General features: G+C 57.9%; 17 protein-coding genes and 2 pseudogenes. 2 read left to right on the top strand and 17 right to left on the bottom strand.

The genetic code is table 11. The features are described 5' to 3' along the window. Positions 1 to 346: 346 nt before the first annotated feature. The 7 genes and pseudogenes from I8J29_RS06250 to I8J29_RS34710 form a co-directional block, all read right to left on the bottom strand. A complete protein-coding gene (locus I8J29_RS06250) occupies positions 347 to 1,309 on the bottom strand; it encodes a tRNA dihydrouridine synthase (RefSeq protein WP_208846824.1) in 963 nt (320 codons plus the stop codon). A 471-nt stretch (positions 1,310 to 1,780) separates the two neighbouring features. Then, positions 1,781 to 2,518: an SDR family NAD(P)-dependent oxidoreductase gene (locus I8J29_RS06255; RefSeq protein ID WP_208846825.1), complete on the bottom strand. Its 738-nt coding sequence runs from the start codon at positions 2,516 to 2,518 to the stop codon at positions 1,781 to 1,783. 271 nt (positions 2,519 to 2,789) lie between these two features. Continuing rightward, entirely contained in the window at positions 2,790 to 2,987 is a 198-nt protein-coding gene (locus tag I8J29_RS33650; protein WP_240545956.1) for a WecB/TagA/CpsF family glycosyltransferase, read from the bottom strand. Continuing rightward, positions 2,923 to 3,180 (bottom strand): annotated as a pseudogene (locus I8J29_RS33655) (WecB/TagA/CpsF family glycosyltransferase). The gene I8J29_RS33650 and the pseudogene I8J29_RS33655 overlap by 65 nt, the downstream one beginning before the upstream one ends. Positions 3,181 to 3,246: 66 nt before the next feature. Then, complete coding sequence (locus I8J29_RS33660) at positions 3,247 to 3,612, bottom strand: sigma factor (protein ID WP_338113073.1); 366 nt, start codon at positions 3,610 to 3,612, stop codon at positions 3,247 to 3,249. 183 nt (positions 3,613 to 3,795) lie between these two features. Beyond that, on the bottom strand, positions 3,796 to 4,053 hold the full coding sequence (locus I8J29_RS06270; RefSeq protein WP_208846826.1) for a hypothetical protein: 258 nt from the start codon (positions 4,051 to 4,053) through the stop codon (positions 3,796 to 3,798). Between the two features lie 418 nt (positions 4,054 to 4,471). Continuing rightward, a pseudogene (locus I8J29_RS34710) lies at positions 4,472 to 5,076 on the bottom strand (IS110 family transposase); the annotation flags it as partial. Positions 5,077 to 5,246: 170 nt separating this feature from the next. Here I8J29_RS34710 and I8J29_RS33665 point away from each other — a divergent pair. After that, positions 5,247 to 5,330, top strand: coding sequence for a putative holin-like toxin (locus I8J29_RS33665; protein ID WP_256253072.1), 84 nt, complete (start codon positions 5,247 to 5,249; stop codon positions 5,328 to 5,330). A 196-nt stretch (positions 5,331 to 5,526) separates the two neighbouring features. On the opposite strand, the gene I8J29_RS06280 is transcribed toward I8J29_RS33665, so the two are convergent. The 10 genes from I8J29_RS06280 to I8J29_RS06325 form a co-directional block, all read right to left on the bottom strand. Continuing rightward, complete coding sequence (locus tag I8J29_RS06280) at positions 5,527 to 6,909, bottom strand: ABC transporter substrate-binding protein (RefSeq protein WP_208846827.1); 1,383 nt, start codon at positions 6,907 to 6,909, stop codon at positions 5,527 to 5,529. Continuing rightward, positions 6,906 to 8,468 (bottom strand): ABC transporter substrate-binding protein, encoded by a 1,563-nt coding sequence (locus I8J29_RS06285; protein ID WP_208846828.1) that lies wholly within the window; start codon positions 8,466 to 8,468, stop codon positions 6,906 to 6,908. The genes I8J29_RS06280 and I8J29_RS06285 overlap by 4 nt, the downstream gene beginning before the upstream one ends. Then, entirely contained in the window at positions 8,465 to 9,040 is a 576-nt protein-coding gene (locus I8J29_RS06290; protein WP_338113077.1) for an RNA polymerase sigma factor, read from the bottom strand. Before I8J29_RS06290 ends, I8J29_RS06285 begins: the two co-directional genes overlap by 4 nt. A 274-nt stretch (positions 9,041 to 9,314) precedes the next feature. Further along, entirely contained in the window at positions 9,315 to 9,731 is a 417-nt protein-coding gene (locus tag I8J29_RS06295) for a GIY-YIG nuclease family protein (RefSeq protein ID WP_208846830.1), read from the bottom strand. Between the two features lie 34 nt (positions 9,732 to 9,765). Beyond that, positions 9,766 to 10,530: a DUF2087 domain-containing protein gene (locus I8J29_RS06300; RefSeq protein WP_240545957.1), complete on the bottom strand. Its 765-nt coding sequence runs from the start codon at positions 10,528 to 10,530 to the stop codon at positions 9,766 to 9,768. A gap of 147 nt (positions 10,531 to 10,677) precedes the next feature. Continuing rightward, on the bottom strand, positions 10,678 to 10,860 hold the full coding sequence (locus I8J29_RS06305) for a hypothetical protein (RefSeq protein ID WP_208846831.1): 183 nt from the start codon (positions 10,858 to 10,860) through the stop codon (positions 10,678 to 10,680). A gap of 155 nt (positions 10,861 to 11,015) precedes the next feature. After that, positions 11,016 to 12,068 (bottom strand): GyrI-like domain-containing protein, encoded by a 1,053-nt coding sequence (locus tag I8J29_RS06310; RefSeq protein WP_208846832.1) that lies wholly within the window; start codon positions 12,066 to 12,068, stop codon positions 11,016 to 11,018. A 19-nt stretch (positions 12,069 to 12,087) separates the two neighbouring features. After that, positions 12,088 to 12,864 (bottom strand): VOC family protein, encoded by a 777-nt coding sequence (locus I8J29_RS06315; RefSeq protein ID WP_208846833.1) that lies wholly within the window; start codon positions 12,862 to 12,864, stop codon positions 12,088 to 12,090. A 171-nt stretch (positions 12,865 to 13,035) separates the two neighbouring features. Next, positions 13,036 to 13,635: an ankyrin repeat domain-containing protein gene (locus tag I8J29_RS06320; protein ID WP_208846834.1), complete on the bottom strand. Its 600-nt coding sequence runs from the start codon at positions 13,633 to 13,635 to the stop codon at positions 13,036 to 13,038. 271 nt (positions 13,636 to 13,906) lie between these two features. Then, positions 13,907 to 15,130 (bottom strand): MFS transporter, encoded by a 1,224-nt coding sequence (locus I8J29_RS06325; protein WP_208846835.1) that lies wholly within the window; start codon positions 15,128 to 15,130, stop codon positions 13,907 to 13,909. Positions 15,131 to 15,450: 320 nt separating this feature from the next. Here I8J29_RS06325 and I8J29_RS06330 point away from each other — a divergent pair, with 320 nt between their 5' ends. Continuing rightward, positions 15,451 to 16,494: an efflux RND transporter periplasmic adaptor subunit gene (locus I8J29_RS06330; RefSeq protein WP_208846836.1), complete on the top strand. Its 1,044-nt coding sequence runs from the start codon at positions 15,451 to 15,453 to the stop codon at positions 16,492 to 16,494. Positions 16,495 to 16,651 lie beyond the last annotated feature (157 nt).

Here is a 16,651-nt window from a genome sequence, read left to right on the forward strand (position 1 = left end):
AACCTGTCAGTTCTGTTTATGTAACGTTGTCGGTCAATATCGTTATTCAAATGGCTTTTCTAAGCTTCACAGCTCTGACAGACCAGGTTCGGAAGCCCCGCAAGTAGCTTAAAACCACCCGAATCCCACTTTATATTGTTGTATTCAACATTCATCATAAGAAAAACCGCCAGGGCACCATTGCCTTGGCGGTTGATTTATCGTTGTTCTAATGTATATTCTTTGTCAGCACCGTCAGATGGTCCGACTTTTATAATTTAGTCTCATGAATATCATTTAAACACAATATGTTCTTTTCACTCGGTATCGACCCTTACCCATCTAATTTCCATGTTCCTCAGCCCCATCATGCTCCACTTGCAAATTTATCCAGCAATACATGCACTTCACTTTTTGATTTGGCGTTCATCAAGCTGGTTCTGAGTTCACTTGCTCCTCGAAACCCACGGACATAGATTTTGAAGAAACGGGTAAGCGCACTAAACGAACGCGGTACCTCTGCTGAGTATTGATCATGCAGATCCAGATGGAGTCGCAGCAGATCAAGCAATTCCGCACTGCTGTGCTCCTTCGGCTCTATCTCAAATGCATATGGATTTTGAAAAATACCGCGTCCAATCATAATACCGTCGACACCGTATTGCTCTGCAAGCTGCTGGCCGGTCTGACGGTCAGGGATATCCCCGTTAATGGTCAGAAGTGTATCTGGGGCCACCTCATCACGAAGCTTCTTAATCTCCGGAATCAGTTCCCAATGAGCTTTTACTTTGCTCATTTCTTCTCTTGTTCGAAGATGAATGGACAGATTAACAATGTCTTGTTTCAAAATATGGGTTAACCAGTCACGCCATTCGTCTAGGTCACTAAAACCGAGCCTCGTTTTCACACTGACAGGTAGTCCCCCGGCTTTGGCGGCTTGGATGATATCCGCTGCGATTTCAGGACGGCAGATGAGGCCGCTGCCTTTTCCATTCTCTGCTACATTCGCCACTGGACAACCCATATTAATATCGATGCCTTTGAATCCTTCTTTCGCCATGCCGATGCTCATTTCACGGAAAAATTCCGGCTTATCTCCCCAGATATGTGCTACAACGGGCTGTTCATCTGAGGTAAAAGTCAAGCGCCCACGTACACTTTTGTTCCCCTCTGGGTGACAATAACTCTCCGTATTCGCAAACTCCGTAAAATACACATCCGGTCTGCCTGCCTCACTTACCACGTGGCGAAAAACAACATCTGTCACATCTTCCATGGGTGCTAGTACAAAAAAAGGTCGTGGTAAATCGCGCCAAAAGTTTTCTTTCATTATAAAAACCCCTCTATACCTACCAGAACACACGTTGTTCTTAGAATAGTCAAACTTGCTGTCAGTGGATCATTTGTTCAAACGACATCACAGGTTAATAACAGATTTCATAAAGTAAACGTCTTTATTATAAACTGAATAACGTCATTATAGGTATGTCCCCTTCGTAACGTCAACAATGTTTCGTAATTACACAGGTTCTTATTATTTCACCTGCGGACTGCTTCAATATACGATTCCCAGCCTTTCGTCATGAGGTTAAGTTCTTGTCAATTTTGGAAATGGAATCAAGTTCTTGTCATCTGCTTTTGACAAGACCTTGATCCCATAAATACAAAAAGCCGCGATTATCGCGGCCTTTAATGAGATAATGTTCTTGTCATCCGACACCGCCTTTGCCGGGCTGTTATCGCGGTTCCCACCGAGTCTGCACGTGACGGTAAGCTTTTGTTTCTTCTTCTTATCTCGCGATTAGACTTGACCAACTCCGCCGTCTATGAATAGCTCAATTCCATTAACATAACTACTTTCACTTGATGCAAGGTACATGACAGCATTGGCCAAATCTTCAACCGTTCCCAATCTGCCTAGCGGCGTAATGTTTTTCGCATATTCAAGAACGGCATCCTTATTCTCGCCGAATAAGTAATCGTAGGCAGGCGTACTAACGAAACCTGGACTTAGTACATTTACACGAATGCCAGTTCCTTTGAGGTCAAGGATCCAGTTGCGAGCCAACTGCCGAATCGCTGCCTTAGATGCTCCGTAGACGCTGAATGCAGCAGAATTCGCCCGAGACCCCGTCAGAATGATGGATCCAACGTTATCCGGAAACAATGGAAGAGCTTTTTGAACAGTGAAAATCGTACCTTTCACATTAACAGCAAACGTTTTTTCATACATCTCTTCTGTAATTTCACCCAATGGCTGCAAATGTCCAACCCCAGCATTCGCGAAGAGAATATCCAAATGCCCGCTTTGCCTCTTTACCGTCGCATAGAGCTTATCTAAATCCTCGAACTTGGAAATGTCTCCTTGTACGCCAGTTACATTGTTACCGATTTGTTTTACTGCTTCATCAAGCTCCGCTTGTCTGCGTCCCATGATATAGACATGAGCGCCCTCTTGTGCGAGTTGCTTGGCTGCTTGAAGACCGATGCCGCTTGTACCACCTGTTACGACTGCTACTTTACCGTCAAATTTACCCATGATTTCTCCTCCTTGTGATGTTCCAATCATCATGTATCTGAATGTGTCTATTTGCATCAAATGATTATGATGAAATATCATACAAATTCTTATTCATTTTTTGATACTTTGCTCTTCAAGCTTTTTCCGCAATATCTGAATTGATTCATTGTTCACTCCCTTTCTTACGCATTAACTGTCAATTTAAGCCGATCGCTCAACAAATCTTTTACTTAAATCTCAGCTTCAGCTTAGTTTAATACAAACACGAAATGGTTAGCAGTAAGTTACATTACATTACTCGTCTCAATTTTTCATATTTAAGCCGTTGGAAATGATCTGACTTTCTCTTTGCATTTAATTTTGATTTATTCTTATGAATCCATCTTTCTGCATAAGGTGCTCCTAGGGCAACCACTAGAATATCAGGCTTCAAGATTCCAATTTCTTCGACAATCGCATTCTTCTTCATTTTGTTTAAAGAAACCATGGTGTCTACCTACTATTGAAAGGGCAGGATACTTTTCGCCTATAACCTCACACACTTTTTCATTTGTTAGTGGATCTGCACCCAAAAAATAAAAAGACCACTTCTATTGGTTCCCAGAATTCAGTAACCTTAATAACGTGTCATATCCAGTAACCCTCTCAGGTAGATTTCCACCTCTTAGCCGAGATACCATTACAATTCCAATACCGTCAGCTGTAATTAGACCTGCTTCATCAAATATTGAGCGTAATGATGCGTCTTACTGACAAGCCATGGTGATCTCTGGGTTAACCGTTATGACATGAAAGAGTTCGGTTCTATTCTCTTCAATGACATCAGTGAGAACTTTTATTGTACGGTCTAACGTCATCTTCGGGAAATTCTGGTTGCATTCGTTGATCAGAATACGCAGTAGCCACGTTTTGAAATAGGTCGCTTCGCGCAGCGTCTGGATCTTCTCGAATGACCTGATAATTGCTTCTTGGATGGCGTCCTCGCAATCCGCATCCCTTTTTAGGATTGTTTTCGCCACTTGGTACATTACGACTTTATTCGCTTGAATCAGGCGCTCAAAGGCTTGCCTACTACCCTTTTGTGCTCGTTTTACTTCCTTGGTTACATCCACTGCGTCTCCCTCCTTCCTCCTAGACGTAAGTTAGATGCACGGCGACACAGTTAGGTTTCACAACGTGAGAAGTTTACGTTATTCTGCCCGTTAGCGTAACGAAAAAATGGAGTATCTGCCGACGGCAGACTGCTCCAAGATGTCTTGAACGAAGAAATCGCGATACCGAAAAAAATGTCACCATTATTGAATGGCTTTATATTTTTCAAGAGTTTGTCGGGATACAAGGTCAGGTCTTTTTTGAAGAAGCGGTTCAGCAGCTTTAAGTGCAGAGACTGGTAGCTGTCCTTTGTTCACTCCAATAATTATCTTAGACATTCTTTCATACTCCTGTTTGCTGATCATGATTCCCGTATTTGAATTATTCGCAAGAGCAAAAGCAGAGCCACTCACAACCAGTACTGCTGTAGCAATAAGCGATGAAGCCAGTATCTTTTTCATAATCTCTCCCTTCATATTGGAAAAAAATTGGGCACGACTCTGTAACGTCATATCTAATTAAAAAGTTCCCCATCGCTAAAATAATTAATATTCCCTACCCTAAACTAACCTCCCTCTTTGAACAATCGCTTTTCTCCGAATTGCTCACGCTATCTCACGAATACGGTGTTTTCAAGAACACATTTCCCACGACCAGTTGGGACGGTTATCAAGATGAAGAAATTCCTGGGGGCGGAGAAAGCGCAAAGATCCCCCCCCCCTTAAACTACTTGCTGTAAAAAGTGGCTCCTTAGGAAAGATATAGTCGCACCTTTGGATCTCCACAAGGTCTCATGGCGGTGAACCCTCCCATGTCTCACAGAGTCTTCGCTCCCACATTCCTTCATTCAACCTGTCCATGAGGTGGAGGTCAGATAGGTTTGCCGGACGTATTCTCGCGCAGGTTCAAGCCAGCCAGCTTGCTGATCTGCCTCGGATGCCGGTATTGCTGAATGTCGCCGACTTCAGCGAGAAATCCAACAGCCGTATCGCGGCCAGTCCCTTTCATAGCTAACAGCTGCTTGCTGCTGGGAATCTGCTCCAGCAGTTCGTCCATTTTGGCATGCAACTCGGTGAACTGTCCCTGAAGAAATTCGTACTGCGTAAGCAGCAGCTGCAGTTCCATCTTGGCCAGTCCCTTGCCATGTTCAATGCTTATAGAGCGGCGTGCTGCCTCTTTAAGACTTTGAATTCGGCTCAGACCAGCGCCGCGCTTCGCTACCTGTCTCATATGCTTTGCACCACCCGCAGGTCGGTCGACAGATGGTCGCGAATCTTCGTCGTCTCTCGCAGTTCGGCGTAAACGCTCTGCGGCAGGCTGGGTACGGCGTACCGTCCGTCTTTGACCAATTGGGCAATGACGCGCGCGTCTTTTACGTCATTCTTCGTCGGTGAATTGTCGTCGAGCTCTTTCGTTCTCTTTACGTGCAGCGGATTCACTACGCCGCACGTAATCTCTTGCTGCCTCAAATGATGAACGAGATTCATTTTGAAACATTTACAGCTATAGATGAAATATCACAATTAATTGCGAAGTCTCTGTAAACATGTCCCAAAATAACCATAGACATGCGAACTTACGTTCGTATATAATGAAGGAGCGATGAGTGGCTAGCAAGGGCGGTCGGCTAGTCTCCCCGAGGGGAGGTGATGCCATGGAGACCAAAGACGCGATAACGCTGATGATTACGTTCGGCATGTTTATTCTCGCGCTGCTCTCTTATCTCAAAAAAAAATAGACCGCCCTCTCGCAAAGGTATGCGGTCTACTCTAATTCCCATATCTTCCTGAGCCTTCCGCCCTTAAAGCGGTGAGTCGCGCGAGGAGTCGGTTGCCGCCGGCTCCTTTTGCCTGATTAGGCTCATCTTCTTTCACTATACCATATTACCCGCGGATTGGAATACGGCATACGCAGAATTTGGGCGATGCGCGCCATTATTTCTTCGGTTTCGCCGCATCCATCAGCGCCTGACCTTCCTTCTGAATGGCGGCGATGACGCCGTCGACGCTTCGTTCGCCTTTAACGGCGGCGGCAATCTCGCGGTCCTCCAGCTCGGAGAACAGCGTCGTGAATTTCGGGTCGTACCCTTCCAGCGAATAGGACTGGCCGAGCCCCGGCAGAATCTCGTACAGCTTCGGCAGCAGCGGGTTGCGGTCGTACTGCATATACGACTTGCGGGTCGGCAGCTCGCTTTCTTCCTGCAGTCCGGAACGCACCTTGGCTACATAATCGCCGAGCATGAAGCGAATCATCTCCCACGCCGTATCACTGTGCTCGGCGCCCGCCGGAATCGCCATGTAGGTATAGACCCCCATATCTTCGGAGCGGTTGCCCGACGAGCTGACCGGAGGCGTGACCATGCCGAGCTCGAACGGCATGCCCCGCATGGCGTTGTAACCCCCGATCGTCATGGCCGACTTCCCCTTCTTGAACAGATCCGCCTCGTTCACGTCTTCCGGCCCGTACCAGACCTCGCCGTCCACCGTATCGCCGGTGACGTTCTGCATGGTGAACGTCCCGTTCTTGTACAGCGCCGCGACCGTCTCGACGATCTCCCGCCAGGACGTGGTATCCATCGTCACCTTGCCGGTCCGGAAATCGTAGGGGCGCAGCCCATCCCGGGTAGACAACGAGAAGAGCAAGTTGTGCGGCATGCTGCTGAACGGCTGATGATACCCGGCGACGCCGTCCTTGGCGCTGCCGGCTTTGCCGAATTGAGCCGCCAGCACGAAGACGTCTTTCATCGTCATCCCGTCCTGCGGCAAGGGGACGCCGTATTTGCGGAACAAGTCCGCGTTGTAGTAGAGCGCCGACGCTTGAAAGGTCGGCGAGACCGCGTATAGGCCGCCATCTCCGTCGCGCCTCATTTTCTCGATCATCCCCGGGTAGAAATCGGCTTCCTTCAGGTTGTCGTCGATCAGGCGGGGCGATAAATCCTCGAGCAGCCCATCGGCGGCAAGACGCTTGTAACGGATGTCATAGCCGAGCAGCAAATCCGGGCGTTCCTCGTTCAGCTTGCGCTCGTACTGCTCGTCGGTCAGCGGGTTCTTATAGTCGGGGTCCATCTCCACCAACGTCACCTTGAAGTCGGGGAAAGCCGCCGACAAATAGTCCCCGTATGCGCTGGCATACGCGCTCTTGTTCGCGATCCCGATGACGACTTCCTTCGGAGCCGATCCTGCCCCGTCCGAGCCGTTCGCGCAGGCGGCGAGCAGCAGCCCGAAGACCGGCAGCAGCGGCAGCAGCAGACGGAGACACGCGGCCCATGGCTTGTGCGCGGGCTTCCTCATGGCGGTCATGGCGGTCATGGAGGTCATGGCGCTTGGTCCCCTTTCCCGATGACCGCCAGTTGGGCGTCCAGCCGGCTCTGAAAATCGGCAAGGGCGTCGTCGACGGACTTGCCGTCCTTCAGAATCGCATCCATGGCTTCGCCGCCCAGCTTGTACAGGACTTGATTGGCCTGTATGAGCCGCGGGTCGCCGCTTGCCGCCAAGCCGGACGCCGCCTTCGCGGGATCGACGTTCGCGGCGGCGTAGAAAGCCTCCCACTCCTTGCGGAACGCTTGGTCCATGGAGGCCGGTGCGGCCAACACTTGCTGATGCAAATAGCTATTGGGATCCACATTCCGCTGCCATGCTCCGCCGGCCACGAAGCGAAGCAGCTCCCAGGCCGCATCCGCCTGCGCGGACTTCGCGTTAATAGCATACACCGTCGACGTGCCGAGATACGCTTCCTGGTTCGTCGCGGAAGGGTCCAGGCGGATCGGAAGGGTCCGCCAATTGAAATGCATGATGCCGCTTTGCTCGTATTGCTTGAGATTGCCGTAGTAGTAGCTCTGGCTAAGCGTCATCGCGACTTGCCCGAGCGCGAACGGATCCTGCTTGCCGATCTCCGCCATGGTCGTCCCGTTCTTGCCGTATTGAACCGGCTTCGCCTGGTTCATCCAGCCCGTCCGGTAGCCGTCGACGACGGTCGTCCAGACGCGCTTCCACCCTTCGGAGTCCACCTTCGCCCGCAGCCTTCCGTTCTGGTCGACGATCGTCTGCAAGCCGGAGGTCTGGCCGGCGGCGGCGACGGTCGCGAAGGTGTTCGACCGGTTCACCGCGGCCAACCCGCTGACGCCGGCGCCCCGGAACCGCGCGGCCAGCTGCAGCAGTTCGTCGGCGTTCACGGGACCTTCGGGCAGCGGCACCCCGCGGGCGGCAAAGAGATCCTCGTTCACGTAGAGAGCCGTGGACGTCAGATCATAGCTCAGGCCGTACAATTCGCCGTTCCCGCCGGCCTGGCGCAGCAGTTCGACGAGCGGCCCGTGGAGCGCCTCGGTCTCCGTCTCCGATTTGTCCGTTTTCGTCAGAACGTCCAGCGGCTTCAGCCTTCCGTCGGCGGCCAGCTTGGCGTAGACGTTATACGGCACCTGCACCACGTCGGGCTGCTCGGCGTCGAACCACGCCTCGAATTTGCCGGGATCCCCGTACAGCGCGTCGGGCGATTCCTGGATCGACAGCTTGACGGACGGATGCCGGATAATAAACGGCTTCTTGAACGAATATTCGAACGTGTTGTTCATCTCGAATTGCTGCACCTTCAGGTCGTATTCCTTCGCGGCCAGCGGATCCTTGCTCAGCGCCGCCGGCACGTCGGCATGCGGCCGCGGCTGCAGCAGCTGCTTCAGATCGTCCCCGAACCGCCAGCCCCCGGCGAGCAGGACGGCCAGGCACAGCAGTGCGGCCGCCTTTCGGAGCGGCGCGCGTCGTCGCGTCGTCGTCGTCATGCGAATGCGTTCCCTCACTTTGTTCTCAAGTTCCGAGGTGAACCCATTCTTCACGGGGGGCTTGCCGGCGAGGCGCCGCTCCCATTCGTAACCCGGCTGCTTCATGTCCATTCTTCCTCCCCGGTCCAATGCGCTTCTTGGGCCAGCTTGCGGTTGACCGCCGCCCGGGCGCGGTGCAGCCTCGACTTCACCGTCCCGGCCGACACGCGAAGCATGTCCGCCATCTCGCTCATGGAGAGCCCGTAGCGGCTGCTCAGGAGGAGCACTTCCCGCAGCTTGCGCGGCAGCTTCAAGACGACCGCCCAAATCTCCTCGGCCATCAGCTTGTCCATGCTCTCCCGCTCCGCCGAAGGCGAAGTCTGCGCATGCGAACGGATCGTATCGAACAGCACGACCCGCCGCACCCAGGCCGACCGCAGCACGTCGCGCGCCGTGTTGCGGGTAATGGCCAGCAGCCAGGTTTTGATCGACGATTGCCCGCGGAATTCGTAAAGCTGCTGGAACACCTTCACGAAGACGTCCTGGGCGATATCGTCCGCCATCTCCCGGGAATGCGTGATGAAGTAAGCGAAATGCCAGACGTCCTTGCCGTACGCGGCCATCAGCTCGTCCAGCACCGCGTGACGGTCCAAGCCGTCCGTGACATGCTTCAAATAATCGAACTGCAAGCGATTCACCTCGGAAAGTAGACGAAGCAGCTGGAAAATGGTTCCGTCGTTTCGTGAATTTATTATAAGGGACGGTTTGCGTTTCAGGGAGACCCGTTCGCCGCCGCGAAACGGGCTTGACAGCCGGCCGGGCGGGCAGCCCACCGGAGCGTGCCCTAAAGAACCGCACCCGCCGGCAACGGAAAAAGCCTTGAGAGTCGGCGGCCGACTCTCAAGGCTTGATGTCCCGCGCGCGATCGCGCCGGGCAGCGGCTTGGCGGCGGAACCTCCGCGCGCCGCGGGCTCAGCGCTCCGCCGGCGCGCGATTATAGCCTTCCGGCTCGTAAGGCCGCAGCTCGTCGAGCCACTTGCGCTCCAACCGCTTCAGCGCGTCCCGGTACGCCCGGACGGCGCCCCGGCCGAGCGCGGGCTTCCCCGCCTCCGCTTCCTCGCCGCCCTGCCCCGCGCCGTCGTCAAGCGCCAGGCGCTCCACGATCCCGAAGCGGAAATCGGCGCCCGCCTGCGCCTTGTACGCCTGCTGCAGCGCGGAATTGGGGTGGCTGCCCGCATCGAGCATGAATTTCTCCCGCCGCCAGGCGGAATCCAGCGTCGGCGAGGACGCGACGTAGCGTTTGCCGTCGCGCCCGTTGACGATCTGGAACACGCCCATCGCGCGTCCCTTGACGCCGAACTCGTTTTGCAACTCTTTGCGTCTGTTCATGGCTTTCCTTCCGACGTCCCTTCTTCTTCCTTGCTTAGATGCCCAGCCGGTAGGCGTCCCCTTCGCCTTCGCGCACCAGGAAGCCGTAATCGACGAGGAGCAGGCGCAGCGTGGCGAACTCCTCCGGCATCAGCCGCGCGAGCAGCTCGTCCACTTCCGCTTCCCGGTAACGGCGGCCCTTCCGGAAGCTGGTCGCGATATGGCGCAGCAGCGCGGTCCGGCGCTTCGCCTTGCGCGGCAGCCCGGTAAGCGTTCCGTCCAAGCCCTGCGGCAAATACTTGTCCAGCAGCGCCTTGTATTCCTCCGGCGGCAGCGCGAAGCGCTCGTCCGGCAGCGGCGCGGTCCGCCGCGCGGGAACGGCCTTCGCGCTCGGCTCGGCGCTCTCGTCGAGCATCTCCATGATCGCGAGGAAGAGCTTCGCCTGCTTGGCCCGCTCCTTCAGCGAGAACCGGTGGTTACGGATCGTCGAAGCGCTGCCGGCGCCCGTCAGCTCGACGATCTCCGCGTCCGGCTTGCCGGAGGCGAACGCGCCGATCAAGAGCTTTTGCAGCTCCGTCAAGCCCGTCGACTTCTTGTCCAGTCCGAGCAGGAACTGCAGCATCGTGCCGTGCGCCGCCGCGACGTGCGCGGCGATCGCCTTGCGCGCCTCCATCATTCGGTCCCCGACCGGGTAGACGACGCCATCCTCGTACCGTTCCCCGCAGACGAGGCAGCAGTAGCCGTCCGATTCGTCATGGAACATGTAGCCTTGCTTCAGTTCCGGCAGCGAAGCTCCGTACAGCGCTTCCGATACGTCCATTTCACCCATCTCCCCGCAAAATGTAATCGTTGTCTCGATCATAGCCCATGCGCCGCCAACTGGCAACCGTTCGACGGCAGGCGACGTTCCCCCGCTCCGGCGGCCGCGGGGCTCGCTCCGGAAACAAGAATGACGATGATCCAGCCCTCAAGCCGCGTCCGGCTTGAATCCTCGATCATCGTCATTCTTGGGGTACGCGATTCTCCGTTTGTCCGGTTTCACCCTCGTCGCCGGCTTCACGCCGTTCCAGCTTCCGCGCAGCGTTCTCGGGTCCAGACCGCCTTGCCGCACATGCTTCTCCAGGCGCTTGCGCGCCCCGCTCTTCGCCATCGTCTTGCACGCTCCCGTTATCGGATTCGGCCGCGAACCCGCAGCCTTCTACCAGTGTACGCCATAAGGCGCGTTCCGTTCAAGCGGCGTCCGCCCGGAAGCGGCGAAGGAAGGGGCCGCCCCCCCTCCCGGCCGCCTCGGAGAAACGCTTGCGTCTACTCGCGGCTGCACGCCGGCGGCATCGGCCGCTCCGGCCGCGCCCCGCGTACGACGGGAAACCGAAGCTCAACGACGGATTCCGCGTCGTCCGCCCCCAGATAGAGGTCGCCATAACGCTCGTATTCGTAGTCGTCGATGGCTTCGAAGCCGGACTGCCCGCGCCAGCTCCCATGATAGAACCCCCGCGCCTGCCCGATTTCGGCCAGCGGCCCGCGGTACGTCACGGCGGCGAATTCGCCGGCCGGAATCGTCCGCGCGGTCATGCCCGCCGGAATCGGACCCTCGTCGTCCGCGGGAATCTCGACGCCGGCCAGGTACAGGAAGCTTTGGTCCGGACCGAAGGGCGGCGCGTACGTGAACAAGCCGAACTCCGCTTCGCGGCCGCCCGTGCCGGCCCATCCTTCGCTCAAGCGAAGGAACTGCTCCCGGATCGCCGGAATGGCTTCCGCGGCGTTCTCGCCGTCTCCCTGCGCCACGAACCGCTCGACGCCGACGATCCGGCGCGCCGGTTCCGCGGCGAGAGCGATGCTTTCGACGCGCGGATGCGGGTCCGGGTCGAGCGCGTCGCCGTCCTTGATCGGCGCGTAGATGTCGTAATCGAACCAAGCGATCTCCGAACGGGGAATCGCGAACGGATCGACCGGCTTCAAGCGGTTCGCCTCGAACCCGAACGAGCCCTCGTCCGCGTCCCGCGCGATGCCCGTCCGTTCGAACCATTTCGCCAGAAACGCATAGCCGTCCTCCATCGCTCCGCTATTCCCCCGGATCGTGAGCTTGGCGTATTTGCGCGGCGGAATCGCGATCGTCTCCACGCCGTCCGGAAGCGCCCCGGCATCCGTGATCTCGACGCCGGTCCACAGCTCGCGCACGCCGTCCGCCCATTGCCATTCCGGGATGAACACCAGCCCGTATTCCGCGTTCGCCACGGCGGGGTGGCCGTTCAGCAGCGCTTGGACGCCCCGCCAGGCGCGGCGCGTGCCTTCGCCGCCGAGCTCCGAGCGGATGACCGCCGCGCGCATCGCCGGCCTCTCCACGATTACTACCCTCATCGTCTCTCCGCCTCCCGAATTAAGATGTGACGAGCTCCTGCGTCACCGTCACGACGTTGCCGTCTTCATCGCGAAGATTGAAATACGCGACCGTCGGCAGGCGCCGCACGTCGAACGCGAGCTCGAAACCGTGGCCGAGCGCCTCCCGCTTGGCCCGCTCGATATCGGTCGCCGCCAGCTTCAGCGAAGGTCCGCGCTCCGGGATGGGCGCGCCCTCCATGCCGTGCGAATCGAGCATCAGATGCGTGCCGTTGTCCAGCCGGAACAGATGCAGCTTGCCGAAACGGTCCTCTTCGCGGACGGGCAGGCCCATCAGCTTGGCGTAACGGTCGACCGCCCGATCGAGGTCGCGCACCCATAGGATCGCCGAATCGATCTGCGGCCGGATGCTGCAATGCGCCCGTCCGCCGTCGACGCCGCCGAACGCGAGATGGTAGCCGTCCGGATCCTCGACGACGAATTCCTTCCACGGTCCGAAGTCCGGATAGACGACGGGCTCGCGGGCGAACGACGCGCCTTTGCTTTTGAACTCCTCGTACAACGCGTCAAGTCCCGCCCAGGTATCCGTGTAGCCCTGTACGTCGATGCCCGTGTCCGCGCCGGGCTCCGGCGGATTCGGCACCGGCTTGAACCCCTCCGGCGCCTGATGCAGCTTGAGCGCCATGCCGTTCAAGCCGTCGCGCTCCGCCCACCAATCCGTCACGTCGAAGCCAAGCACGTCCCGGTAATACGCCCGCGAACGGGCGAGATCCGATACGGCGAGCACGCTGAGCGAGCTGCCGATTTGTTTGGCCATTCGATTCCCCTCCTCAAAATCAACGCCTGAATGCGAATATACATTCGCCTTTTTGAGTGGTAATTCCTTCTAGGCCGAACAATTATTTTCGGATCGCGTGCGGCAAGGCATAAAAAAGCGGCAGCCGTGAACGGGTATTTCCGCCGTCCTGCTGCCGCAATCCCCTATTCCTTAGCGCGCTCCAGGCTCCGCCCCCCGCAGGATGCGCGCAATCTCCGTCAGGCCGTTCCGTTCGGCATGCCTTAGCGCCGTTACGCCGTCCCGGTCGGCCAGACGCGGGTCCGCGCCGTGCTGAAGCAGCAGGCGCGCGATCTCTTGATGCCGCGGTCCGCCGTCGCTCAGGATGGCCACCTCCAGCAGCGCCGTCCAGCCGAGGTTGTTGACGTGGTTGACGTCGACGTCCGTCGTCTCGAGCAGCGTCCGGACGGTTTCCGCGTGCCCCTTCTCGGAGGCCGGAATCAGCGCGACGCCCCCGTACCGGTTCGTCCGCTTCGCGTCGGCCCCCGCCGCGATCAGCAGCTTCAAGATCTCGAGCCGCCCCTGCGCCCCCGCGTACAGAAAGGGGTTATCCAAGATCGCGTCCTGCAGGTCAAGATCGGCGCCGGCGTCGATCAAGAGCCGCGCGGCCTCGGCATCGCCGGCATGCGTGGCGGCGAGAAGCGCCGTCCGTCCCCGAGCGTCCCGCGCGTTCACCTCCGCGCCCTCCGCGAGCAGCCGCCGGACTTCCGCGGCGTCTCCGCGCCCGGCGGCGGCGATCAAAGCTTGGCTCATGCGCTATTCACCCTTTCGCTTGTGGGCTCACTGTGGGAACCGTCCTTGTTTGATCCCGTTTTGGGCTAATCCTGCCTGCATGCCTCGCCACCGTGCGATTCCGCCTCTATTCTACCTCTAATCTACCTCTATGTTACCTCCATGCTACGTCTATTCTACCTTCATGCTACCTCTATGCTACCTCTATGCTACGTCTATTCTACCTTCATGCTACCTCTATGCTACCTCTATGCTACCTCTATACTACCTCTAAGCCGCCTCTATTCCGCCTCTATGCCGCTTCGCGCCGGTCGGGCGGCAGCAGCATCGCCAACAGCCCGATCAGCGGCAGGACGCTGGAATAGGTCATGACCTTGGGCAGCCCCCAAGCTTCCGCCAGGTTGCCGAGCACGATCGCGCCGAGCGCCCCCATCCCGAACGCCAGCCCCGTGATGAGCCCCGACGCCATGCCGACGTTGTTCGGAATGAGCTCCTGCGCGTACACGACGCTGACCGAGAAGCCGGACATGAGGATGAAGCCGAGCGCGAGGCTGATCGGATAGACCCAGCCGAGCGCGACATGCGGCAGCAGCAGCGCGAAAGGCGCGGCGCCGCCGATCGAGAAGACGATCATCCGCTTGCGGCCGAACCGGTCGGCCAGCACGCCGCCGAAGAACGTGCCGAGCACGCCCGCGGCCATGAACAGGAAGATCGGCACCTGCGCCGCCCGGACGGACAGGCCGTATGTCTCCTCGGCGAAGAAATTGTAGAAGCTCGAGATGCCGCTGACGTACCACGAGCGCGCGAAGACGAGCAGCACGAGAATCGTCATGGCGAACGCGATGACGGAGCGCCCTTTGGCCGGGGCAGCGACCGCGGTTCCGGCCGCCTTCGCCTTCTTGACGGGCTTGCCGTGCCGCTCCAGCTGCGTCTTGTACCACGGCACGACGCGGAGGAGAATCGCGATCGCGGCGGCGGCCAGCAGCGTCCCCCATATCGCGCCGGGCTGGCCGAGCGGCAGGAAGATGAAGATCGTCATGAGCGGCGCGAGCGAGCTGCCGGCGTTGCCCCCGACCTGATAGATCGACTGCGCGAGCCCGCGCCGGCCGCCCGCGGCGAAGTACACGACCCGCGAGCCCTCCGGGTGGAACACCGCGGAGCCGAGGCCGATGAAGACGACCGCGAGCAGCACGTAGAAGAAGCCGGGGGCGAACGCGAGGCCCGCCATGCCGGCGAGGCTCAGCCCCATGCCGACCGGAAGCATCCACGGCATCGGCCGTTTGTCCGAGAAGTAGCCCACGACCGGCTGCATGACGGAGGACGTCATGTTGAGCGTAAACGCGATCCACCCCATCTGCCCGTACGTGAGGCGAAGCGAATCCTGGAACACCGGGAACAGCGCGCTTACGACCGCCTGCATCGTATCGTTCAACAAGTGCACGGCGCTGATCGCGAAGAGCACGGCATAGACCGTGCCCGTCCGCAGCGCGGCCGTCCGCGCGGAAGCTGTCGTCATAGTGCCTACCACCTTTATCTGATCCGATATCGAAACGTTCATTTGCTACCATAGCACAGCGCCAAAGGGGTGACAATTGGCCGTTAGGAAGATTTTGGCGCCTTAACGCCCCCCGCAATCGGCCGTTCGTCCCCGCATGCGCGTCAGGCGCTCTTTTAGTAGAAACGCGGCCTCGAACCGCCGTCCCGGCTCCCCGCCGCCGAACAAAATGGAAGCGCGCACATTGACACTCCACGGGTCCGGGTTTATGCTTGAATAAGCAAATTTGTCAAATAAAGTATGACGTTTATTTTACGACGAGGGGAGAACCTTTCCAGCCTATGGCTTACCCGACGACTACCAAACGCCGCCCTTATTTGGCGCGGGCCGCCGCCTTCTGCGCGGGGCTGTCGCTGCTCGCCGGCTGTTCGCTGCTGCCGAGCGAAGAAGAACCGCTCGATCCCCCCGCGCTGACGAGCAAGGCGGAGGAACACGTCACGGAGCCCGTCACCCGCGGCAACCTGGAGCTGTACCTGTCTTCGACGGCTACGGCCGTATCGGAGGAGAACCGGACCGTCTCGTTCCCGGAATCCGGCGGGATTCTGAAGAAGCTGTACGTCGCCGAAGGCGATACGGTCAAAGCCGGCGCGCCGATCGCGGAGCTGGATACCGGCGACCTGCCGATGCGGCTGAAGCTCCAGGAGCTCACCGTCGAGCAGCGCACCATCCGCTATCAGGACGCCGTCAAGCAAAATGCGGGCAAGGATGCCGTCTCGCTGGCGAAAATCGACTTGGACGCGGAACAGCTGCAGCTGAACGCGCTGAAGGAGCAATACCGCAAAGCCCTGCTGTTCGCGCCCGCGGACGGGCTGATCACGTACCTGAACGATATGAAGCCGGGCGAAGCGGTGGAGGCCAACATCGCGATGGCGGTCATCTCCGATCCCGGCAAGGTCAACTTCGTCTACGACGCGACCGACGCCACGAAGCTCCGGCCGGTTCAGAAAGGAACGGCGGTTTCGCTCACGCTCGACAAGAAGGCGTACGAAGGCACCGTCGTGCAGACGCCGGCGACCGCGCCGAAGAGCGACGACGACGAGGTGAACCGCCGCAATTCCAAGTCGCTCGTCATTGCCTTGAAGAATCCCGGCACGCCGATTCAGATCGGCACCTACGCCGATTTCAAGCTGTTCATCGAGAAGCGGGACAACGTCCTCATCATCCCGCGCGACGCGTTGAAATCGATGTTCGGCCGCGATTACGTCGAGACGATCGAGAACAACCGGGTCAAAGAAGTCGATATCGAGACCGGGCTGAAGACGAGCGATCAGGTCGAGGTCGTCAAAGGACTGGAAGCCGGCCAAGGCGTCATCGTCGACGAGTAGCCGCGCGCGCGCCGGACGAGCCTGCCCCATTCGCGCCGCCGCCCCGGCCAAGCGCGGGATGCCGGTTCACCGTCCTTCTCGCTTGAGCTCGGGTCCTCCCCTTCGATAATGCCAAAAGAAAAAGCGCCCCCGCGGGCGGCATACGCAAGTATGCGGC

This window comes from Paenibacillus artemisiicola, from assembly GCF_017652985.1.
GTDB lineage: Bacteria > Bacillota > Bacilli > Paenibacillales > Paenibacillaceae > Paenibacillus_Z > Paenibacillus_Z artemisiicola.